Source organism: Bacteroides oleiciplenus YIT 12058, from assembly GCF_000315485.1.
Lineage (GTDB): Bacteria > Bacteroidota > Bacteroidia > Bacteroidales > Bacteroidaceae > Bacteroides > Bacteroides oleiciplenus.
This window is the reverse complement of sequence record NZ_JH992941.1, coordinates 25454-46546: the sequence shown is the minus strand read 5'-3', so window position 1 is coordinate 46546 and position 21093 is coordinate 25454. Positions and strand designations below refer to the sequence as shown.

Sequence of the window (21093 nt, the reverse complement as noted above, 5' to 3'; positions counted from 1 at the left end):
GACTGAGGGATAAAACGGACGGAGATTAAGGTTGTTGATTGATTGTTGATGGAAACAAACGCTCCCGGTGATTGTGCCGGGAGCATTACTAAAGAACAAACTTATGATAGGTTTGAAAAGGATGACTATAGAAGAACTTCGCAAGTGTTATATCGTGGTGTATACACAAGAAGAAGTAGACCAATTTAGTAAGCTTGGAGTTAACGCTATCATAACCTATATAAATGGGGCTATTGACATCGGAAAGAAGGTTGATAATTCTGTAATAGAAGCAACACTTTTGACTACATTGAAATCTGTACTCTCTGTACAACAAACAGGGAATGTTAAATTAAGATATACAGTTGCCGAACTCAAAATGTATCTGGCTGATTAATCTTGATAAGCTGTAACTATTCCATCTTCAATATAAATATACTTATTGTTCTTAGTGTTTGAAATGGAGTGCAAAGTGAAGCCAATAGTATAGTAGTGGGTGACTACATCACCATAACACCATTGTTCACTGACATGATCTGCAGTAACTGTCCGATTAACATCCAATGGATTTCCAATAGATGCTTGTAACTCATATTTGTTCATACCTATAACTACAGAGCTTTCTGCTACGTATTTTTTATATTCACTTCTGATATTAGGATCGATTGATATCATGAGAGACTTGTCAACTACAACATCCTTGTGAATATATCCGACTTTATTTTTATATTGCACTTTATAAAAGATATACTTTATTGTATCTAATGCCAGAACCTGTATTTCTTTGTTTTTGGGGATATAGCCAATTTTTGTATCGCCAACAGTAACTTTGTCTGATCTACTTAAATCCATATCAGGAGATAGTAGATAACATTTAAATTTTGTTATTACAGTCTGTGCTTGTGTAAACTCACTTATAGCACATAATAGTAAGATAGTAATTAAAATCTTTTTCATTTGTATATTATTTAAGTAGCTATTAATTGTCGTTTGAATATTATTTGCTGGGCAACTCGATTAGTAATACGATTACATTTTCTCAGCCGATGATCTCTTAGAAGTAGTGGCATAATCATTTGACTACATTGATGCTTTTAACAATCTGAGCCATTTGACGTTTTATGACATCCATATCATCTTCTAATTGGTTCACTTTGTCGTAATATGTTTCGTTGAGATTGGGCATTTTAGCACTGAAATACCATTCTGCATGGAGGATTGAGTTTATTTCTTGCTCTTCCAAGTTAAAGTTTGGATAATTAACCTTATCTATATTATCCGACATGCATACAATGAAGCCGTTTTTGTTGAACCTGTTTTTAATCCGCTTAATATATGAACGTCCATCACGATCACTTACAACGTAAACATGCCGGTCAGGCATATCTTGCCACTCAGAACGTTCCAAGAGCCTGACAACAACATAAGAACTATCCAATAATGTAGGAGACATACTTTCTCCTTTGATATGGACACAAAAATATTTGTGACCATCGTGTACCATGGATGAGGGCATCTTTATTCTGTCTACTACTTCTATGTAGTCAGGATTATCACATCCGGAACACCCTGCTGCAACCGAAATATCTACTAATGGTATAGCGATAAAGTCATCATCTTGCGTAATAATCTGATTCTCGTTAGAAGCAATCGACTGTTTTTTCTCCATAGAGCCTCGCCCTGTTAGGAGCCAGTCTAAATTTACATCGATATTTCTTGCGATTTTTTCCAAGAAATCAAATTTGGGCATTGTAGACGTTCTATATCCACGTACATTTGCCTCGTTACTCCCTATTAATGAGGCGAATACTGTATTTTTCCCATTCCCGTATTTATTAACAAGTTGAGTTATTCTCTCGTGGATAGTTTCGTTTTTAGGCATAGCTTAATTATGTAAATCGTGAAATAATTCGATTTTTATTTGTTTATCTCGAAACATCTTTCGATATTTGCAAAGTCTTCCAATATGAAAGACGCCCCAAATATAACGAATTAACTCAAAAAACAGAAATACAATGGCAGAAAAGAAAAGATTCATTGAAGCAAGCACTGAGTTGCAAGAAGAGATCGCAACAAAGTTTGAAGTGACTACACGAACGGTACGTTCGGCTTTGAATTATGAAACCAATAGCCCTTCGGCTAAGATCATCCGGGCTTATGCCCTGAATCATGGTGGAAAGTTATATGAGGTTAAACTGGTGGAGAATCCGTATGAGAAAGTAGTAACCTTATAAATGGTATGGATATGATGACAAAGACAATTGAGCCGATAATATCGGGCTGCGCAAATTTAGTGGGCAATAATCCTGTGATTGGTACCAAAGTAGAATACCGTTTATTCGGTATTCTACTTTACAAAAAACTCTTCTATAACCCAAGTAAGTATGGTTTGGAATGCTGGGACAATTATCAGATCGTAATCTGATTAATGATTTTCATTGCTTCCTTTTTGAATTAACAATTAAAGAATTAAGGTGATATGGATAGAAAATTAACGGAAAAAGAAGTAGCCTTTCTGCAGGAATTACGGGAACTGATGGCGAACCACAACGCTCTTCTGAGCGTGGAAAATGACAAGGTGTGTATAGACGTGGCCTATGACGAGGATTCACAGGAATCCATCCTGTTGCCTACAGACATCACTGCTTTCTATGACTTAGACGAACTGATTTTAAAGAACTCTTAAACTAAAAACAAATATGAAAACTTGGAGACGAATTCAGAAAATAGCCATTGTCGTAGGTCTGATTTACGGGCTTTGGCTGGGAAGTAACGTGGACGCTACGGATGCGGATACACGCAGTGCGTTTGTGATTGTAGTGTTGGCATGCGTGGTGGCGATATCCATGTTTACACCGGATAAGAAAGACACGGAAGCAGTGTAGAAGTTGCGATAGCAGGTCTGGAACTTCCTAATATAAATTAGCTCTTGGAAAAGGAAGTGGCTGGCTCCCCGGTTTGATGCCGGGGCTTGCACAAATTGATAAATAAAGTTTCTGATTATGGAAATGTTTGGAAAGACACTGTGTGTGACACGTAATGAGTTGGTTCTTGGCGGAATCGTCAGTCCGGCTACTTATGACAAATATGTCAACAATGGGAAATTTGTCGTTGCAAGGCGTGGATGTAGGAGCCGGGAAGCATTGATTATTTACGAGAAGTTGCCGGAACCTATTCGCAATAACTATGACACTAAGAATCCCAAGGCTAAAGACAAGATTAAAAAACACCAAGTAGTACCTATGGACAGCCGATTAAAAAGCGACAGCAAAGCTGTTGATTTCTACAAAAGATATACTCCGAAGATTTCTCTGGACCGCCAGGCGGAATACGTATTGAACGCCAAGGTATTGAATGCCATGATGGCACTGGAGGTGAGCATGCGTGATTCGCAAGGTAAATGTGGCTTTCAAGACAACAAGGAGATACGCAAAAAAGTCATAGCCTTGTGCGAAAGCCTGCGTGAACGGTATCAACACACGCTTCCGAAAGCCCGCCTGATGGAGAAGTATGCCGCTTACAAGAAATACGGGTACCAGGTGCTTATCAATGGCAATGCCGGTAACCAGTCCGCCCGCAAGGTTGGGCCGAAGGAAGGTCGTTTGTTGTTGAAACTCAAACGGAGCAAGTTCCCGGTATATACCGACCAGCAGATATTCGATAAATTTAATGAGATTGTAGCTGAACGGAACGAACGTGCTACCTGCGAAGAGGATAAACTGAAACCAATCGCATCTCCTCAGACAGTCATTAATTATCTGTATAAGACCAGTATCAAACTGTGGTGGTATGGCGTTGTTCAAGGTGAGATTGCCTTCAAAAACGAGTTTATGCCCCAGTTCGACACCAAGCTTCCGGATATGCCGAACACGTTGTGGTATGGTGACGGAACGAAGTTGAATCTCTATTACAAGGATTACGATAAGAAACAGAAACGCATGGTGGCGCGTACCATCGACGTGTATGAAGTGATGGATGCTTGTACGGAAGTCTTTCTGGGATATTCTTTCGGCGTTGAAAACTTCCTCACCCAGTATAATGCCTACCGTATGGCACTGGAAACATGGAAGGTGAAACCTTACGAGATTGTGACCGATAACCAAGGCGGGCATAAGAAGCCGGAAGCGCAATACTTCTTTAAGAGAATCTGCCACCTGCACAAGACTACCATGCCGCACAACGGCCAGTCTAAAACCATTGAAAGCGCTTTCGGACGCTTCCAGATGCAGGTGATGCACAAGCTCTATAACTACACCGGGCAGAACATCACCGCAACCAAGGAGAACAGCCACGTGAACGTGGACCTGATAATGAAGAACATCGCCCAGCTTCCCACCTTGGAAGAAATGAAGGAACAATACCTGGCGTGTCGCCGGGAATGGAACGAGATGCTGCACCCCACTTCTGAAACAGGCATGACCCGTATGGAGATGTACACCACACTCAGCAGTCCGAAAGCCGAACCGTTGGACGACTTCGGGGTGCAGGAACTCTTCATGCTCCTGAGCAAGGATAGCGTGAAGTATAACAAGCACGGCTTCATCTTCGAGCGTAACAAGCAGGAATACCGCTACATGGTATACGGTGAAGACGGGCTGGTAGACATGAACTTCCACATGCAGAACATCGGCAACAGTTTCCGTTACCGTTACGACCCCCAAGATATGACTGCCGTGGAACTGTGGGAAGTGGGCGCCAAAGGTGCATTGAAATATGCTGCCACCGCCACGCCGAAGGTTGTCATCCATCGCGCCACGGCAGACCGTACGGAAGAAGAAAGTACCCGACTTTTCGCCCAGATACATGCCAACAAGCGTGCCCTCGTTGGACATTACATCGCCTGTGAAGAGCTTCTACTCGAAGAGTGCATGAACGAAGCCTATATGAAACTTGTGATGCCTATTCCGGTGGGTGAATCCCAGAAAAGCATGGAGCGTCAACGTGAAGAATATGCCAATGAAGAACTGGCCGCTCCGGTGCAGTACCCCGAAGGTGTGGGACCGGGAACCTACAGGGACGAACCGGAAGAAGAGCCTGCCGGACTTGCTTCTGTTGGCGAATATACCAAACAGACTTCCGGCATGACCGATGTGGAGATGTATCAATCCTTCTTCGGCACCAATTAACCAGTATTCAATAATCAATTAAATACCCTTCAAATAATGAAAGAACTAAGTAAACAAGACAAGGATGCCATTCGTGATGCACTGATGGAGTATTGCAGCAACTACCCTTCGCAGAACCGCGCCAGCGAGAGCCTGAACGGTGTTAGTGCTGCCACAGTTTCGCAGATATGTAACTCCAAGTATACCAGTATCAGTGACGATATGTTCAGCCGTATAGCCGCACAAATCGGCTACAGTCTGGAACGCTGGACGCTGACCGAGAGCGATGCTTTCAATCGTATCACCTTCGCCATGACGGACGCACAGGCTTACAAAAACACCACTTGGGTGGTGGGCGATGCTGGTTGTGGTAAGACCACCGCTGCTATCGAATACCGCCGCACGCATCGGAACGTGTTCTATATCCTTTGCTCGGAGGATATGAAGAAGAGTGACTTCGTGCGCGAAATCGCCAAGCAGGTGGGCGCTCCTGTGGACGGGACGAACCTGCGGGATATTCTGGAATATGCCATTTCTATGATTGCCTTCCTTCAGAACCCGCTCATCATCTTTGATGAAGGCGACAAGCTGACGGACAGTGTGTTCAGCTACTTCATCAGCATTTATAATCGTCTGGAGAATAAGGCAGGCATCGTGTTCCTCTCTACCGATTATATCAAACGCCGTGTAGAGAATGGCCTTCGCTACAATAAGAAGGGTTATAAAGAGATTAACAGCCGTATCGGCCGTAAGTTCTTCGACGTGAATGTAGCTACCGAACAGGATGTATATGCCATCTGCCAGGCAAACGGACTGACGGACATGGCGGAAATAAAGCGGGTGCAGCGCGAAGCGGCACAGGGCGAGTACGACCTTCGCCGTGTGAAGCGCGTGGTGCATGCCTGCAAGCGTATTCTGGAAGCCAAGAGGATGAAAGGAGAACAGGCATGAGCGAGACAGTGAATGATGCAAAGACTTTCCAGCGCAACGCTAAAGGGGTGCGGGAACTGTTGAGTATGAAGTTCGAGACGCTGGCTTTCGAAGGTGCCTGGCAGGAAGCTTTCGGCACACCGGAACGCCGGGGTGTGTGGATGGTATGGGGTAACACAGGGAACGGGAAAACCTCTTTCGTGATGCAGCTTTGCAAGGAGTTGTGCCGTTTCGGGCGCGTGGCCTATGACAGTCTGGAAGAGGGTGCCTGCCTGACGATGCAGAACACGTTGAAGCGCTTCAACATGCAGGAAGTGAACCGCCGCTTCCTGCTGCTGGATGCGGAACCGCTGGATCAGTTAAGCCTTCGCCTGAAACGTCAGAAAGCTCCCGATTTCGTCGTGATAGACAGTTTCCAATATACGCAGATGACCTATGCACAGTATATCAGGTTCAAGGAACAGCACCGCAACAAGTTGCTTATCTTCATCAGTCATGCCAGCGGTAAGAATCCGGACGGGCGTAGTGCGAAGAAAGTAGCGTTTGATGCTTCGCTGAAGATATACGTTGAGGGGTATCGGGCGTTCTCCAAGGGACGGTTTATCGGACCGAAGGGATACTATGATATCTGGCCGAAAGAGGCGGCGAAGTGCCGTGGAGAGGAATACGATGATTAATGGTTAGTGATAAGTGATTAGCGATGAAGACAATCAAGGATAAACTCATTACGCCGGGGCAAATGAAAGCCCTGCATGCCACGTTCCGGACGCTCCGCATGAATGATGAAGCCCGCCATGACTGCATCTATTCTTTCACCGGTGGACGGACACAGAGCAGTAAGGATTTGACGCTACGGGAAGCACAGCAGTTGCTGGAGAAGTTGAACCCGATGGATGACAAAGCCAGGGAGATGCAACGCAGGGAAGCGCAAATGGTATTCCGCGATATCTACCGCCTCTCGTTCCTGATACCTCAGTTGAATCAGGGCTTCACCAGTGACAATGAAGAGGAATACCAGATGAACGTGGCGAAACTCAACGTCTGGGCACGGAAATATACCAAGGCCCGCAAGGACGTGACGCGGATGGCGCTCTGGGAGCTACAGGAAACGAAGAAGCAACTGGAGGCATTTATGAGACGTGAAGAACGAAAAACAAAAAAATAATCAGATCATGAGAAAACAAGAAGAAATCAACCGTGCCGCAACCATTCTCCGCAAGAAGGGCGACCGGATCAGTGTGGCCCAGGCGGAAGTACTGGAGAAGAGACGCACGGAAACGCAACTCTTCAAAGAGTTCGTATTATCGGTGGGAGAGGAGAAGAAGGACGAACAGTACTTCTATGCCCTGCGTGATGCCGCACGCTATGCCGCAGGCGGAATGGAATTGAAGGATTTGATACCGGATGCGGACAAATACCCGGTAGAACTGGCGCCCGTACAGAAGAAGGAACGGCAAACGGTGTCTTATCAGGAATATCGGGCATTGATGCGGCGGATGAACCTGCTGGAGGGGATTGTGGACGAGCTTTGCAAGGAACGCCGCCAGCGTGCCGAATACCAGAAGAAACCGGACACGAACCGGGCGGACTTCATCAGCCAGGAAGAGACTGCAAAATGGGTCGGTTGCAGCCGTGAGACGCTGAACTCCTGGCGGCGCAAGGGATTTATTACCGGCTATCGCAAGGCGGGGCGGGTGTATTACAGCAAGAGCGAACTTGAAAGCAGTCCGAAGGTGCAGAACTTCCGTAATCTGAAATGAAAGGAGGTATCATCATGAGAGACTATATCCGCACTATTACAGAGGTTCCCGACCGCCGTCAGGAACTTGCCAGCCAACTGGAAGCCAGTGCCGACCGTATCTGCGACCTTCAGGAACGCCTGATGGACGGTACCGACAAGCTGAAACCTGCCGAATACGACCGTCTGCTGGATGCCTACCGGGCGGAACTGGTGCGCTATGACCGTCTGGACCGGGAGATGGAAACGCTGGAAGAACCGAAGAAAGCGAAAAGGTACAAGGAGATGCAGCAGCGCCAAAACAGGGAAAACAGAGAGAAGATTAATTATTAACCAATAAATTAAAAGGAATTATGGCAAGAACCAAGAAAACAGTAGTCAGCGGCATCAACCGCGAACAGGCAGAACAGGCATTCGCAGACTTTGCGGCAGCCGATGCCAAAGTACAGAACCTTACCTCAAAGATGGATATTGAGATGACGCGTATCCGTGAAAAGTATGCCGAGCAATTGGCGGAACTGGAGACAAAGAAGAGCGAGGCTTTCGACCTGATGCAGGCGTATGCGGTGGAGAACAAGGATGAACTATTCTCTAAGAAGAAGAGCGTAGAGAGTGCCCATGGCGTGTTCGGTTTCCGCACCGGCACACCGAAGTTGAAGAACCTGAAGGGCTTCACCTGGGCGGCGGTAACCAACCTTTGCAAAGAACTTCTCCCTTCGTATATCCGCACATCGGAAGAACTGGACAAGCAGGGACTGCTGGCCGATCGTGACAATGAAGACGTTGCAGGCATGTTCCCGAAGATTGGCGTACAAGTGGTGCAGGAAGAGTCCTTTTTCGTGGAGCCGAAAAAAGAAAGCGATGCAGTTGCGCAGTGACATGAAAGCGATACACCAGCAGTACACTTACCGTCCGCTAAGATGGCGCTGGGCGGTGTATCACGAAACCATGTACCGTCAAGGCGACAGCTATCCCCCAAAGCTATCAACCATCGGTACCAAAGTCTGCGAGTACCAGACCCGGGAAGAGGCACGGCGAGAAGTGTACAGGTTGAATGGTTGGACTTATAGGGAGAAGAAAGTATGAGTGAGAAATGGAACGGGGTGCAAATTATGGCACCCCAATTCGGAACAGGAAAAGAGACGGTTGGGTATTACACCGGATATGCTTGTGGATATTGCAAGGGTAACGGGTATTATCTTGATCCGGATATTATTAATGAACGGGTGAAAATGCCTTGTCCAAAATGTGGGGGAACCGGACAAGTGAAAGGGATTGTCACCGTGGAATGGGTGCCTGATGGCGAAGTTAAACCTTATTTCAGGGAGGATGTGCAGCCATGATATACCGCGAACCGAAAGCCTTGATAATACAGGTGGAAGACAGTTATCTGGGGCAAGTGCAATACTATTGGACCTATTACGGCAAGCCGTGTGAACTTACCGAAATCGGTGCCAAGACAATGGGGCTGACTGCCATATTGGTCAGTATGAATAATCCCGATGCCGGATCATTTGTCTACATTTTGTGCGAACGGCTGAAAGCCCGGATGTACGAGCAGAAGACGAATAAACCGCTGACGGTGGAGGATGTATTTTTGTTTTAACCTTTAATATGAGAAGCCAAAACTTTAATGAGAAAGAAACGGGGCGGGTTAAACGGTGTCATTGCCCGCATTAAGAGGATACCTTGTGTGCCTGCACCAGTGTTAAGGTTTTCACAAAACCAAAGGATGACAGCCGGGAAAGACCGGCATTTATAATACTCAAAATAAATAGCAAACGGTAGCAATCTGTATTAGGCGGTCATTGTGGCAGGACGTATTCCAGTCTTGATACAGAAAGATTGAATGCAAGAAGCCGCCACCGTTTTGCTTAAAACTAAACAGAAATGAGTGAAATAAACCTATTATATATTGACTTATTCTGTGGAGCCGGGGGAACATCTACCGGCGTAGAATCTGCAAAAATAAACGGAGAACAATGCGCCAAAGTAATTGCCTGTGTTAACCACGATGCAAATGCCATCGCCAGCCATGCAGCCAATCACCCGGATGCACTACACTTCACAGAAGATATACGCACTCTGGAACTTTCTGGGCTTGTGGCGCATATTGGTAAATGCAAGAAGCAATACCCAGATGCACTTATAGTTCTCTGGGCATCGTTGGAGTGTACTAACTTCTCGAAGGCAAAAGGCGGTCAGTCAAGGGATGCCGACAGCCGGACGCTGGCTGAACATCTTTTCCGGTATATTGAGGCTATTTGCCCTGATTACATTCAGATTGAAAACGTTGAGGAATTTATGTCATGGGGACCAATGGATGAAAACGGAAAACCTATTTCCATGCATAAAGGAGAAGATTATACCCGTTGGACACGCAGCGTGAAATCTTATGGTTATGACTTCGAACACCGCATATTGAATGCTGCTGACTATGGAGCCTACACCTCTCGTAAACGATTTTTCGGCATCTTTGCCAAGCAGGGCCTTCCAATTGTATTTCCTGAACCTACCCATTGCAAAGAAGGTAAGCAAGACATGTTCGGGAGTCTTCTAAAGTGGAAACCTGTAAAAGATGTGCTGGACTTTGAGGATGAAGGTACAAGTATCTTCACTCGAAAGAAACCTCTTTCCGAAAAGACGCTTGAACGTATATATGCCGGGCTAATTAAGTTTGTTGCAGGTGGTAAAGATAAATGGCTGCTGAAATATAACTCCATAAACGGAAAGACTGGAAAACATATTCCTCCTGGAATTGATGCCCCCTGTCCAACAGTTAGCTGCCAAGGTCGGTTAGGCATGGTACAGGCAAACTTCCTTTCGAGATATAATACTTGTCGGCCAGAAGATACTTGTAAGTCAATGGATGATCCATGTGGAGTACTTACTACCAATAACCGATTTGCAAAAGTTGGCTGCCGATTTATCTCTAAGTATTTCAGTGGACATCCGGAAAGTAAGAATATTCCTGTTGATGGTCCGGCACATACTATCAAATGCAAGGATAATCACTCTTTAGTAAATGCAAAGTTCCTCGCTGCATATTACGGGAATGGTGACAATGTGAGTCAGGTAGATAAGCCATGCCCAACAGTGCCAACGAAAGACAGGTTTAATTACGTGAATCCGAAGTTTCTTTGCTCGTATAATTTCAACGATGCAGGGAAGGATATAGAAGCTCCATGCCCGACATTATTAACCAAGGATAGATTATCACTTGTCAGTCCATTCTTTATGAATTACTATTCTGGTGGTGGGCAACATTCAGATATAAATAATCCTGCACCGGCTATACTGGCTAATCCCAAACAGCGTCTTGTTTCCTGCCAATTTATGGATCAGCAGTTTGGGCAGAGTAGACCCGCAGGAATGAACCGACCTTTAAGTGCATTGACTTCTAACCCGAAATATAACCTTGTTAGTTGTCGTCCGTGGGTCATGAACACTAACTTTGGAAATATTGGTAGCCATGTTGAAGAACCTGCTCCAGTAATCACCGCTAATCGGAAGTGGCACTACCTAATGAACCCGCAGTTTACTTCTTCGGGTAGTTCGGTTAATGATCCATGTTTCACCCTTATTGCCCGAATGGATAAACGTCCGCCAAGCATCGTGAGCTTGAACACGATTATCAGCCTCAATACACCACCTGATTTCTTGGTGATTGACCCATATGGAAACATATATATTGAGGTGTACGAAACGGATAGCCCAATGACTAAAAAGATAAAGGAGTTCATGGCCATCTATCAGATAACAGACGTACTGATGCGGATGTTAAAGATAGTCGAACTGAAGCGAATCATGGGGTTCCCAGAAGATTACAAGTTAATCGGTACACAAGCGGACCAGAAGAAGTTCATAGGGAATGCAGTAGAAGTGACAATGGCACGAGTTCTCTGCGAAGCTGTCAGCAGAAAGCTACGTGAATTAAGAAAAGTGGCAGCATAAATTAGAGTAATACAAGAAAGAAATGAACATTGGAATATTAGCAGTTGACAGCAATTATCCTAATCTGGCATTAATGAAGATAAGTAGCTATCATAAGGAAAGAGATGACAATGTGGAATGGTATAATCCGTTGTGCCATTACAATAAAGTCTATGCTGCCAAAGTATTTAGCTTCACTTCTAATTACGGATATTACATCAATACTGACGAACTGGAGACAGGAGGAACCGGCATCGATGTAGATAAAACACTCCCTATTGAGATAGACCGGTTACAGCCCGACTATTCGCTTTACAATCTTGATGACAAGACGGCTTACGGCTTTCTCACTCGTGGATGCCCCAATAAATGTAAATGGTGTGTGGTTCCAAAAAAGGAAGGACCAATTGCTCCTTACATGGACATTGAAGAGGTAGCCATCGACGGAAGAAAAAACATTATCCTGATGGATAACAACGTACTTGCATCCGAGTACGGGTTACAGCAGATTGAAAAAATAATCTCCATGGGCGTGCGGGTTGACTTTAATCAGGGATTAGACGCCCGGCTGGTAACGGATGATATAGCCCTGTTGCTTGCAAAGGTGAAATGGATAAAGCGCATACGATTCGGTTGTGATACACCGGGACAAATCGCAGAATGTGAACGGGCTACGGCTTTGATTGATAAGCATGGTTATAAGGGCGAATACTTCTTTTATTGTATTCTATTGAATGACTTTAAAGAATCATTCGAGCGTGTCAATCATTGGAGAATAAAAGGCGGGCGGTTCTTGCCACATTGCCAGCCTTACCGGGATTTAAATAATCCGCATCAAATTGTCCCTCAATGGCAAAAGGATTTAGCCGGATGGGCTGATAAGAAGTGGATTTTTAGAAGTTGTGAATTTAGAGACTTTACCCCGCGAAAAGGGTTTGTTTGTAGTGAGTATTTTTATTAATAACTATGAAGACATGAAGAAAAGATATAAATATCATATACTGTTTTCTATATATTTAATCTGCACTATACCCGTGCTTCCTATCATTTTCATCACTTACCTATTTGATAGAATTAGCGATTGGATAAGTCATAAGTATGAATTTGTCAAAGGCGAGATAATTAGAAAGTATAAACCCTTATAACAAATAAAAAAATTAATCATAAATGTGCTAACTTAGAATTAATTGTTACATTTGGGAATTATTTACGAATTGAACGAATTATGATCAGCGATCAAGATTTTAAATTACTAAAACATGAATGCAAGGGATATGATGTTTTCTTGCAGGGAGAAGATGCAGAGAGTGGATATCGTCCAGATTATGTGCTCAAAAGAGACAATGAATATATAATATTGGAATCGGAAAACGCAACAAGTAGAAAAACATTTATTGGAGGTATGCTAAAAGCAGCTCATTTCCTGACAGGAAGCAACTTCGGAATATTGATTTATGTAATGACTCCTAAGAAAAACACCAAAGTATCATCAATAAAATACCAGATAGAGACATACTTTGATTACATTAGAGAAATAACCAATTTGCGGAAAATATATGTGATTGAAGCTGATAAATATATAATGAATGGAGACGCTATCTCAATAGATTCAGAAGAATTTAAAAAATTATCTGTATGTATTGAATAGGCAGAAAGCAACTTAAAAAAGAAATTAAGTAATAATGAATAGCGGTGATTAAAAAATAAGGCATTCCATCATGGAATGCCTTATTTTTTAATCATTGAGAGGTTTCCCTGGTTTAGGTTGAGTGTCAGGAAGAAGTGGTTTAGTAGGTTTGGGTTGAGGAATAGGTTTCGGATTTGGTTCAGGATTTGAACCATTTCTCTCTTTTTGTTCATTTGTTGCCATAATATATTTTTTTTAAGTTTATGATTGACAAATATACTAATATTATTAATGTCAAAATAAAAATGTGTCCCGTTTTTATTAGTATTTTTTATGGGTGAAAAAGTTGTTTATTTTTGGGGATTTTAACACGGTAGTGTTTTTTTTTTGAGCGAAAGCGATTATATATGATTTTGAGAATATTTATTAGAGCATCTATTCCCCCAATGATGGCACTTACTGAAGCTATAAAATCCAAATTTTCCATAATAGTTTGTTATTTATTTACATAAAGATAAATAATCATGTTAAGTGAAACAACGTTTGCTCTTGAATTAACATAAGTAATGAATGGCAAAAGCCGCTGTACAGTGGTTGTACAGTGGCTTTTGTATTGGGGTGTGTCTTATGAATATCTCCTTATCGTCTTCCCGGCATCAGGAAAACGATCCGGTCATTCCCCCGGCTCTCCCAGGCAATCAATCACCGCCTCATGTTGCAGCGGTGTCAACGCCCTTTGCCGAGGTTTATAATAAAGTTCTTCCAGCCGTCTGGTCAGTTCCGTATTCAGCGCAATCCAGCGGTGCAACTGGCTCACCGCACTTCGCGGCGTACTGTCCGGAAAGTATTGCTGTGCCAGGTCGCTCAGGTAGATTACTCCGGGATGTTTCTTTTCTTCATTCATTGTGCATTTTCCTTTCTTCTTTTAATGGTCAAAAAAAATACCCGGTAGTAATTTTATAACTACTACCGGGTGGTTCATTCACTACTACTGGGTAGAGGGCTAACTACCTATAGGTAGTTTTTTAGCCCAGCGGGTCTTCTTCCAGACCGCCCTCTCCACTGCCCGAACCACCATTGTCGTCCGGATCGGCAGGCAACGGCGCTTCGCCTTTCTTGGCGACGCGTTTAAACGTCAGCCCTCCGTCGCCCGCACGGGTCGCCGCCTTGATGGGTTTGCCCGGTCGGAACTGGATGGTGGCACCGGTGATGTTGGAGGCGGTAAAGCCTTTCACCGTTTCGGCACCTTCGCTACATAGCTGTATCTGGAAACTGCCGAAAGTTTCCAGACGGACAATCTTGCCCGCCGCCAGATTTTTGTTCACCTGTTTAATCAGGGCGCGGATGGCATTCAGCACATCACCGTCCGTCAATGAAGTGGCATAGGAGATTTCCTCCGCCATTTCGTCCATGGTGACTTCGCCGCTGGCTTGTGCCTTGGCGTAGAATAGTTTCGGGGCGGCATCGTCGCCCGGTTTGGAGCTCATGTGAGCCAGGGAATAGTTTACACTCATACTTCGTGAATTTAAAATTAAAATTACTGCGTCGTTTCGCGAAAAAGACGGGGGCAAAGGTGGTGTAAACTCGTTATCCGCTGTGGTAGTACACGCTTTTTGATGTTATTTGTTGCATTAATATGTTATTACGATTACTTTTGTATCAGGGTAATCAATCAGTTTTCAGGGGTATGAAAAAGAATCGAATAAAAATAGTAGGTCGGAGTTATGCGCATAAGGTTGGCGAAATACTCCGCATTTATGAAGAGCATGAGCGCAGCGGACTCAGCAACCGGGAGATACTTCGCCGGTACATCTGGCCCGTATATCCCATCTGCGAAAAGACTTTCTATAACATTATCAACGCCTCGGCCGATCCGCGCGTCATCCGGCAACAGGAAGACCTGAAGCGTCAACTTTCGTTGTTCTGACTTTCATCGGCTTCGGTAGTCGTATATTCCATTTCGTAGACTTTGATGCCACCCGGCAGAGAGAACTGGCGGCTGGCACGGCGTACTAATACGGTGGCGCAGCCATCGAACTGCCATCCGTGCAACGCTCTGTTCAGGCGTGCGGCCAGATGCATGCGTTCGGCGGCATGCTGTTCCTGGGTGCTGCCGTAGTGGGTGTCGTCGTAACAGTCGAAGGCAAGGCGGACGGTGACGGTGGTCTTGCCATGCTGGAGATTACCCTTCAGGTTCTCCCAGATGGTTTCGGGGATACTGATAAGGACACAAGGGAAAGTTACCGGATACTGGTCTTCGCCGTTGATGAGCGCTTCCAATTGGCCGTAGTCTTCGTCGGTGAGGGAGACGGTGTCGCCCATTTTTTCGGCGATTTGCTTCTGGATGTCGTTAAATAGTTGTTCCATATTCGTTTAATTATTGATTTATGAATTGATAATCTTTCCTATTTCCTGTTCAAACTTGCCACTTACTTTCTTTGTGAGCTCAGGTCCGGGCGTGGCGGGCATGAACTGGCGTTGCGGGATGGTGACGGTGAGTTTCTCCTTCTTCGTTAACGCCAGGCGTTTCCAAAAGGTATCTTTCTTCTTGTCTTTTCCGGCTTCCCGATAATGCTGTGCCCAGGCGAATTTTCTCATCTTTGGTGTGACAGAGGGATGCAATACGCCGCCCCGGTTGTGTATTGCCGCATAAGGAACCCGGGTGAAGACAGTGACTTGCGCATCTCCCGGTGCATATTCAATGCTTCCGGAAAGATATTTCCTGCCAGAGAGCAGCGGGCCATATCGGGAACCGGCACCCTTTCCTCCGCTTTTCTGCCTCTTGGTTTCCTGCCATTTGTGGAATCCGTTGTGGGTGAATCCGCCCTTACGGAAGTCTTCTTCTATATGCCGTTTGGCGAGGTTGCCTGCCAGTACGGGCATCTTGCGGTGCATCAGGTCGGACAGTTGCTTCTGCTTTTTCAAGATGATACGGTTAAATTCCTGAATGTTCATGGCTTCTTATCTTTAAAAAACAGTTTCACTGCGTCCTTTGCATCCTCATACGCATTGGCTATATACGGATGTGTATCACTGAACAGTTTGCCGTCCACTCCCGGATTATTATCCAGTCCCGGCGCTGGTTGGTCTTTCGGGGCGGTACTTCTTTGCGGTGCCCCTGTGGGCGGTTCGTCGGTGGCGGAGAGGGAACATTTGCAGTTCCAGCGGTCACCCGGGCGGTGGACACTCCAGAAGGGGTGGTTTATCGGCAGAATGGTTCCCCAGAAATCGATGTGGTCAAGGCCGGGATTGGCACTGGTGCTGGGCATCCATTCCAGATTTGGCAGGATGTCGGCGTATTGCTCGAAACGTTGCCAGTCGGCCGCCTGGCGTGCACGGATGACGGCGGTGTCGTATTCTGTTTTCAGCCAGTGCCCCACGTGGTGGTCCAGCATCGGGTGCACGTCTTCTTTCCACTGTTTAAACGGTTTTAAATCACCGTTTGAATCATACATCCGGGTGGCGATATCGTTCTGCATGCGATGCACCTTGAAAGCGGAGAAGACGGCGTTGCTCTGGTCTATCTTCCGGCGGAACTCTACGGGGATTTCGGCGGATGATGTGCTGATACCTTCGTCGGTGGCTTCGCTGAAAATGCGGAAAGTCTCGTTGAAAAGGTTTTCTTCAATCTCCGTCATGGGGTGGAAATCTTTCTCATAGATGTGCTTCAAGGCTCGTTGCAGGGCTTTGTCATCAAAGATGAGGGCGGAGATGCTGTCATTGTCGTCGGCTTTGCATTGCAAGGGTGTGGCGGTACCGGACATGTAATCAATCTCATCCGGATCAGGGAGCTGCTGGTTTTCATAATAGAGATTGTTGACTACCAGTCTAAAGCCCCGTTGTTGTGCGGGGCGTCCGCGAAAAAAGAGTTGGCACGGTTCTGAGGTTGCTGCGGGTCCTTGCCTTTGTCAAATGGAACATCCTTACCGGTAGAAGATTGCATCATTTGAGCGAATGGATTATCCGCTTTCTTTTTCTCTTCCATTTCCGCCTTCAGTTGCTCGTAGTTGTCAGGACGTTCGATGTTCAGTTGTTCGTACAGGTAGTCGTCATCCAGCGGAAGGTTGAATACATTGACGGCTTTCTCCAGCAGTTCCGCTTTTACCTTTACCTGTTCCAGGTCCGCTTCTTCCACATAGACGAATTCTCCCCCTTGGGTGTTTACACCCAATGCTGCGAACTGGTCGGTCATGTCATAGTTCAGCAAGTTCAGGATGCCGAGTGCGTCTTGTTCTACAAGCTCCTGTTCTACTTTATTATGTACGGTGCCCAGTGCTTGCGTACCTGTTTCGCTGGCTTCGGTGGTAAGGGTGTTGCCCAGTACGGCCTTGCTCAATTCTGCGTTGCAACGGTCTACGAAAGTGCTGTATAATTCACTGCTTCCGGTTGTGTTTCCGGTTTCCACAAAGTCCAGGTTGGAACCTTCAGGGCAGAAATAGGTGGAGCCGCCTCCTTGATTCCTGGCAGCGTCCATCGTGGCAGTCAGTGCTTCCGGGTCGGCAGCATCGTAGATGTATTTACGTACCGGCATACCGAATATCTCAGAGAATTGCGCCCAGTCTCCTATGGTGCCACGCTTGTAGATGACGTAGGGCGCAGTGCGTGCCAGGATACCCAGCGGCTCCTTGCCCTGTATCATCAACAGGTCGGGATATTCATCAAAGTTTTCGCCGTTAATGTCGTTCTGACGGGTTTTGATAATGCGCAGCACAGGGTCTACATGTTTGCGGGGTACGAGATAATAATCTATCCAACCTTTCTTATTGATATAGAACTGTACCAACGTGAAACCCCAGTATTCGGCATCCAGTGCGTCGCCGAGGAAGCGGAGGAACCAGGGTGAGGAAATCTGTTCGTTCACCTTGTCGTCGGGTATGCCGTTACGCCTGAATTCAATCTTGCGGCCCAGTACGCCGCTTTTTCGTTTCTGCACCACTGAGAACAGGTGCGGGTCCATCAGACTCTCGCTGTAGATGTCGTAGATTTTAACACGCTGGGTGAAGTCTACGTTCTCCATGCTCCGGATGCCTTGCATGTAATCGTCCAGTCCGATGCCGAAACGTTGGGCCTGGGTCAGTATGATGGTTGCACCCGGACGGGTAACATTGCTGCCTTCGGTGATACGCTGCTTGCCTTTGGAGGCTTTGTTCCTGAATGAAGGGAACTTACTGAATATACTCATAAGTGATTGGTGCGTTTAGGGTTACTACTCATCAGCCAGGGGCTGTTTTGCTTCTGTATATCTTCCGGCAGTTTCGGTGCGCCGTCTATGGTGACCTTGAAAGCCGCTACTTGTTTCAGCCATTCCACCGCCCTGTCGTAGCGGTCTTTACGTATCTGCGACATCTTCTGCGGATTGTGGATGCAGAACAGGTGATATACGGCAATATCTATCGCCATCATCAGGATAAGCTGGTTTCGCTCTTTGCCTTCGGCAGAGAATATAGCGTCCACATCGTATCGGGCACTGAGATATCCGCGCATCTCGGCGATGGCACGGTCTTCACAGATTTCGACAACGGCATCGTCGTCACGGGTCAGCCTGCCCAGTATCTCGCTGTGAATGCTGGCGTCGTAATCTTCGGATTGAATAAACTGGCTCATTTTAATTATTAATTTTTAATTATTAATTTGCTTGTCACAGTCGTTTAGGGTTCCGGCGAGCATTGTAGTGCATCACGGTCACCGGTTCCAGTTGTTGTACTTTCTTTTTCAGGATACGCAGGCCGCCTTCCACACAGTCCGGCCCGTCGGCGGGGAATTTCAGACGCAGGGTGAAGAGCCGGAACTGGTCGTCCAGACGCTTCATGTGCGGATTGTTTTTCTCGGCTTCGTTGAGGATAAGATTGCCTTCCCGGTTCAGTGGTTCGAGGTTGGCTTCTATGCGGGTGCCTTTATCCGTTTTGCGGGCTTCGTCGGGCTGGATATACAGCTGGATATTTCGTTCGCGGCGTACTTTGCCTACCAGAGGCTTGAATACCTGTTGGAAGAATGGGTCTTGCAACTTGTTGTTTTCCATGTAGCAATACACGGGTACTTTGCCGCCCACATACTCCAGCAACTGCACATACCAATCAATGAAGTCAGCATTCAGACCATGATCCAGGCGAACATTAATGACATAAACTTTCTGCCCGATTAATCCCATGAGGATACAGCTTTTTGTGCTGCTGTTTTTATTCTTGCTTTCACCGGGGGCAGGGTCTCCGTAAATCACGAGAAACTGAAATTTCTTCAGGTCAGGTACTTTGCCGTAGGTCAGTTCCTTGAAGACTTCCCCTTCCGTCACCGGGTTATTGAAATATTCCGTCTGCTGGGCGGCGGTGCTGATATTACTTAAAGCGATATCAATAAGTTCCTCCGTATTCTTTGAGGGCCAAGTGCTATGCCCGTTTTCATCGCGTATGTTCACTATATCCCAGTGCTTTGCCATCTGCCCGGCACGTACTACACAACAATCACGTGCAATGATGTTGCCGCAGAATATGACAAGTGTCTTAACCGCCGTATCACGTGTTCCGTACAATGCACTTTCCCACCATCTCCAGTTCTTGTCTATAGTGTCCGGATTGCGCACGGCTTCGTCCGTGTCGAAGTCATCCACTAGCAACACGTCCGGACGAATGGCGCCGTTCCTGCTACCACGGGGCGCATTACCCGCCCCCACGGCACGAAACGAGCAGCCACATTTGGCTATGAATTCCTCGGCACACCAGTTACCCAGGTTGACCTGAACTCCGTAATAGGCACGTATTAAGGCATTTTCCTCGAATTGCTTCTTGTATGGGTCGAGCAGGCGTGTGGCACTGTCCTGCGTGGCAGAAGCCATCATCACGTTGAACTTCTTTTTTGTGAGTGCCAGGTACATGATGATGAACATTACCGTTGTGCTCTTTGCCAAACCACGTGCCCACGAAAGTACCTCAAACCATTCCTCGTGCTTAATACAACGGCGAATGGCCTTTATATGGAAGTCAGCAAACTCGAACTTGCAGTAATCCGAAAAGAAGAACTTTATCCATTCTATCGGATCGGCTTCCAAGCGTGCACGGTCTTTTGCTATCTGCGCCTGCGTCAGGTTCACGTCCGAATTCTGGCGGCGAAGTCCGGCTTCATAGAACACCGCCCATTCGCGGAGCGCGTCCCTGTCTTTCTGTGTCTGTGTCATAAGCTATCCTTTATAAAAGCGTCCCACAAACGAAGAAACTCTTTGCTTTTATCCAGGTCGAACGGGCGCAGCCAGTTGATGAACTTCATGCCTACGCTAATGATATCCGCAATACCGATATCCGTTTCCATTTTTTTAATGGCTGTTGCCAGTTTGTTCAGGGTGTCTGCCTCGGCAGCCGTGGCATAGCGCTGGCCTTCCGGGCGTTCACTGATGACGCGGTTGATTTCCGCCACCTGCCGGTGCAGGCTGGCTACCTGTTGTTCGCGAGTCAGCGTCATGCCCACCTTCATCTCTTCCCATTTCTCCGCAGCAATCCAGCGGTTAACGGTTTTGCGGGCTACACCTACTTTGTCCGCTATTTCCTGTTGCGTCAGGTTATCTTTCAAATAGAGCGTACGGGCGTAGTCTTTTTTCTGTTGCGTGGTTAAATCTGCCATAACTATCAGTAATTAGAATTTACGCAAAGTTCATCATCCCGTGTGTGACCGGGAAAAAATCGCGGAGTGCTTACCAAGAACGGCACAGCCTCTATACACTTGTCCGTAAGGGTTACACACTTTTTTGTGTGGCTATCCTTATAGACATAGCTTTGCGGCAAATAAAGCAAGAA

The 21093-nt window shown here is 46.1% G+C and carries 32 protein-coding genes; 19 read left to right on the top strand and 13 right to left on the bottom strand.

Features of this window, described 5'->3' with window-relative positions; genetic code table 11:
• Positions 1-103: 103 nt before the first annotated feature.
• Positions 104-376 (top strand): hypothetical protein, encoded by a 273-nt coding sequence (locus HMPREF9447_RS08505; RefSeq protein WP_009129300.1) that lies wholly within the window; start codon positions 104-106, stop codon positions 374-376.
• Here HMPREF9447_RS08505 and HMPREF9447_RS08500 read toward each other — a convergent pair.
• Both HMPREF9447_RS08500 and HMPREF9447_RS08495 read right to left on the bottom strand, forming a co-directional pair.
• Positions 373-936 (bottom strand): hypothetical protein, encoded by a 564-nt coding sequence (locus HMPREF9447_RS08500; RefSeq protein ID WP_009129299.1) that lies wholly within the window; start codon positions 934-936, stop codon positions 373-375. The two genes, HMPREF9447_RS08505 and HMPREF9447_RS08500, sit on opposite strands and share 4 nt — an antisense overlap.
• 115 nt (positions 937-1051) lie before the next feature.
• The gene (locus tag HMPREF9447_RS08495; RefSeq protein ID WP_009129298.1) at positions 1052-1861 is read right to left on the bottom strand and encodes a S24 family peptidase; all 810 of its coding nucleotides are present in this window, start codon (positions 1859-1861) and stop codon (positions 1052-1054) included.
• Positions 1862-1994: 133 nt separating this feature from the next.
• On the opposite strand from HMPREF9447_RS08495, the gene HMPREF9447_RS08490 reads away from it, so the two are divergent.
• From HMPREF9447_RS08490 to HMPREF9447_RS08410, 17 genes are all read left to right on the top strand, one after another.
• Complete coding sequence (locus HMPREF9447_RS08490) at positions 1995-2213, top strand: hypothetical protein (protein WP_009129297.1); 219 nt, start codon at positions 1995-1997, stop codon at positions 2211-2213.
• Between the two features lie 11 nt (positions 2214-2224).
• A complete protein-coding gene (locus HMPREF9447_RS08485) occupies positions 2225-2404 on the top strand; it encodes a hypothetical protein (RefSeq protein ID WP_009129296.1) in 180 nt (59 codons plus the stop codon).
• Between the two features lie 54 nt (positions 2405-2458).
• Positions 2459-2665 carry a hypothetical protein gene (locus HMPREF9447_RS08480; RefSeq protein WP_009129295.1) on the top strand — a complete coding sequence of 69 codons (207 nt, stop codon included), beginning with the start codon at positions 2459-2461 and terminating at the stop codon, positions 2663-2665.
• 13 nt (positions 2666-2678) lie between these two features.
• The gene (locus HMPREF9447_RS08475) at positions 2679-2864 is read left to right on the top strand and encodes a hypothetical protein (RefSeq protein WP_009129294.1); all 186 of its coding nucleotides are present in this window, start codon (positions 2679-2681) and stop codon (positions 2862-2864) included.
• Between the two features lie 117 nt (positions 2865-2981).
• Positions 2982-5105: a hypothetical protein gene (locus HMPREF9447_RS08470; protein WP_009129293.1), complete on the top strand. Its 2124-nt coding sequence runs from the start codon at positions 2982-2984 to the stop codon at positions 5103-5105.
• A gap of 36 nt (positions 5106-5141) precedes the next feature.
• Positions 5142-6035, top strand: a complete 894-nt coding sequence (locus HMPREF9447_RS08465) for an AAA family ATPase (protein ID WP_009129292.1) — start codon at positions 5142-5144, stop codon at positions 6033-6035.
• On the top strand, positions 6032-6691 hold the full coding sequence (locus HMPREF9447_RS08460; protein WP_009129291.1) for a hypothetical protein: 660 nt from the start codon (positions 6032-6034) through the stop codon (positions 6689-6691). Before HMPREF9447_RS08465 ends, HMPREF9447_RS08460 begins: the two co-directional genes overlap by 4 nt.
• A 23-nt stretch (positions 6692-6714) precedes the next feature.
• A complete protein-coding gene (locus HMPREF9447_RS08455; protein WP_009129290.1) occupies positions 6715-7179 on the top strand; it encodes a hypothetical protein in 465 nt (154 codons plus the stop codon).
• Between the two features lie 7 nt (positions 7180-7186).
• On the top strand, positions 7187-7774 hold the full coding sequence (locus HMPREF9447_RS08450; protein ID WP_009129289.1) for a helix-turn-helix domain-containing protein: 588 nt from the start codon (positions 7187-7189) through the stop codon (positions 7772-7774).
• Between the two features lie 14 nt (positions 7775-7788).
• Positions 7789-8085: a hypothetical protein gene (locus tag HMPREF9447_RS08445; protein WP_044138091.1), complete on the top strand. Its 297-nt coding sequence runs from the start codon at positions 7789-7791 to the stop codon at positions 8083-8085.
• Between the two features lie 20 nt (positions 8086-8105).
• Positions 8106-8630, top strand: a complete 525-nt coding sequence (locus tag HMPREF9447_RS08440) for a host-nuclease inhibitor Gam family protein (protein ID WP_009129287.1) — start codon at positions 8106-8108, stop codon at positions 8628-8630.
• 1 nt (position 8631) lies between these two features.
• Positions 8632-8838, top strand: coding sequence for a hypothetical protein (locus tag HMPREF9447_RS08435; RefSeq protein WP_244267595.1), 207 nt, complete (start codon positions 8632-8634; stop codon positions 8836-8838).
• Entirely contained in the window at positions 8835-9095 is a 261-nt protein-coding gene (locus HMPREF9447_RS08430) for a hypothetical protein (protein ID WP_009129285.1), read from the top strand. Before HMPREF9447_RS08435 ends, HMPREF9447_RS08430 begins: the two co-directional genes overlap by 4 nt.
• Positions 9092-9358 (top strand): hypothetical protein, encoded by a 267-nt coding sequence (locus HMPREF9447_RS08425; protein ID WP_009129284.1) that lies wholly within the window; start codon positions 9092-9094, stop codon positions 9356-9358. The genes HMPREF9447_RS08430 and HMPREF9447_RS08425 overlap by 4 nt, the downstream gene beginning before the upstream one ends.
• A gap of 284 nt (positions 9359-9642) precedes the next feature.
• A complete protein-coding gene (locus HMPREF9447_RS08420; RefSeq protein ID WP_009129283.1) occupies positions 9643-11706 on the top strand; it encodes a DNA cytosine methyltransferase in 2064 nt (687 codons plus the stop codon).
• Positions 11707-11728: 22 nt separating this feature from the next.
• Positions 11729-12646 carry a radical SAM protein gene (locus tag HMPREF9447_RS08415; RefSeq protein WP_009129282.1) on the top strand — a complete coding sequence of 306 codons (918 nt, stop codon included), beginning with the start codon at positions 11729-11731 and terminating at the stop codon, positions 12644-12646.
• Positions 12647-12910: 264 nt separating this feature from the next.
• Entirely contained in the window at positions 12911-13333 is a 423-nt protein-coding gene (locus HMPREF9447_RS08410) for a hypothetical protein (RefSeq protein ID WP_009129281.1), read from the top strand.
• 87 nt (positions 13334-13420) lie between these two features.
• Here the strand turns inward: HMPREF9447_RS08410 and HMPREF9447_RS29245 are convergent, their stop codons facing one another.
• From HMPREF9447_RS29245 to HMPREF9447_RS08400, 4 genes are all read right to left on the bottom strand, one after another.
• Positions 13421-13555, bottom strand: a complete 135-nt coding sequence (locus HMPREF9447_RS29245) for a hypothetical protein (RefSeq protein WP_009129280.1) — start codon at positions 13553-13555, stop codon at positions 13421-13423.
• A gap of 88 nt (positions 13556-13643) precedes the next feature.
• Positions 13644-13799, bottom strand: coding sequence for a hypothetical protein (locus tag HMPREF9447_RS28425; protein WP_009129279.1), 156 nt, complete (start codon positions 13797-13799; stop codon positions 13644-13646).
• Positions 13800-13985: 186 nt separating this feature from the next.
• A complete protein-coding gene (locus tag HMPREF9447_RS08405) occupies positions 13986-14216 on the bottom strand; it encodes a DUF4248 domain-containing protein (protein WP_044137923.1) in 231 nt (76 codons plus the stop codon).
• Positions 14217-14337: 121 nt separating this feature from the next.
• Entirely contained in the window at positions 14338-14826 is a 489-nt protein-coding gene (locus HMPREF9447_RS08400; protein WP_009129277.1) for an HU family DNA-binding protein, read from the bottom strand.
• Positions 14827-14999: 173 nt separating this feature from the next.
• On the opposite strand from HMPREF9447_RS08400, the gene HMPREF9447_RS08395 reads away from it, so the two are divergent.
• Complete coding sequence (locus tag HMPREF9447_RS08395) at positions 15000-15239, top strand: hypothetical protein (protein ID WP_009129276.1); 240 nt, start codon at positions 15000-15002, stop codon at positions 15237-15239.
• Here the strand turns inward: HMPREF9447_RS08395 and HMPREF9447_RS08390 are convergent.
• From HMPREF9447_RS08390 to HMPREF9447_RS08360, 7 genes are read right to left on the bottom strand one after another with little or no spacing between them, the layout of a single operon-like run.
• The gene (locus HMPREF9447_RS08390) at positions 15221-15679 is read right to left on the bottom strand and encodes a hypothetical protein (RefSeq protein ID WP_009129275.1); all 459 of its coding nucleotides are present in this window, start codon (positions 15677-15679) and stop codon (positions 15221-15223) included. The genes HMPREF9447_RS08395 and HMPREF9447_RS08390 overlap by 19 nt on opposite strands.
• An 18-nt stretch (positions 15680-15697) precedes the next feature.
• Entirely contained in the window at positions 15698-16267 is a 570-nt protein-coding gene (locus HMPREF9447_RS08385; protein ID WP_009129274.1) for a phage virion morphogenesis protein, read from the bottom strand.
• On the bottom strand, positions 16264-17076 hold the full coding sequence (locus HMPREF9447_RS08380) for a phage head morphogenesis protein (RefSeq protein WP_009129273.1): 813 nt from the start codon (positions 17074-17076) through the stop codon (positions 16264-16266). Before HMPREF9447_RS08380 ends, HMPREF9447_RS08385 begins: the two co-directional genes overlap by 4 nt.
• A gap of 56 nt (positions 17077-17132) precedes the next feature.
• The gene (locus tag HMPREF9447_RS08375; protein ID WP_009129272.1) at positions 17133-18494 is read right to left on the bottom strand and encodes a phage portal protein family protein; all 1362 of its coding nucleotides are present in this window, start codon (positions 18492-18494) and stop codon (positions 17133-17135) included.
• A complete protein-coding gene (locus HMPREF9447_RS08370; protein WP_009129271.1) occupies positions 18491-18916 on the bottom strand; it encodes a DUF1320 domain-containing protein in 426 nt (141 codons plus the stop codon). Before HMPREF9447_RS08370 ends, HMPREF9447_RS08375 begins: the two co-directional genes overlap by 4 nt.
• Positions 18917-18950: 34 nt before the next feature.
• The gene (locus HMPREF9447_RS08365) at positions 18951-20480 is read right to left on the bottom strand and encodes a hypothetical protein (RefSeq protein ID WP_009129270.1); all 1530 of its coding nucleotides are present in this window, start codon (positions 20478-20480) and stop codon (positions 18951-18953) included.
• Positions 20477-20920 (bottom strand): YfeC-like transcriptional regulator, encoded by a 444-nt coding sequence (locus tag HMPREF9447_RS08360; RefSeq protein WP_009129269.1) that lies wholly within the window; start codon positions 20918-20920, stop codon positions 20477-20479. Before HMPREF9447_RS08360 ends, HMPREF9447_RS08365 begins: the two co-directional genes overlap by 4 nt.
• Between the last annotated feature and the right edge of the window lie 173 nt (positions 20921-21093).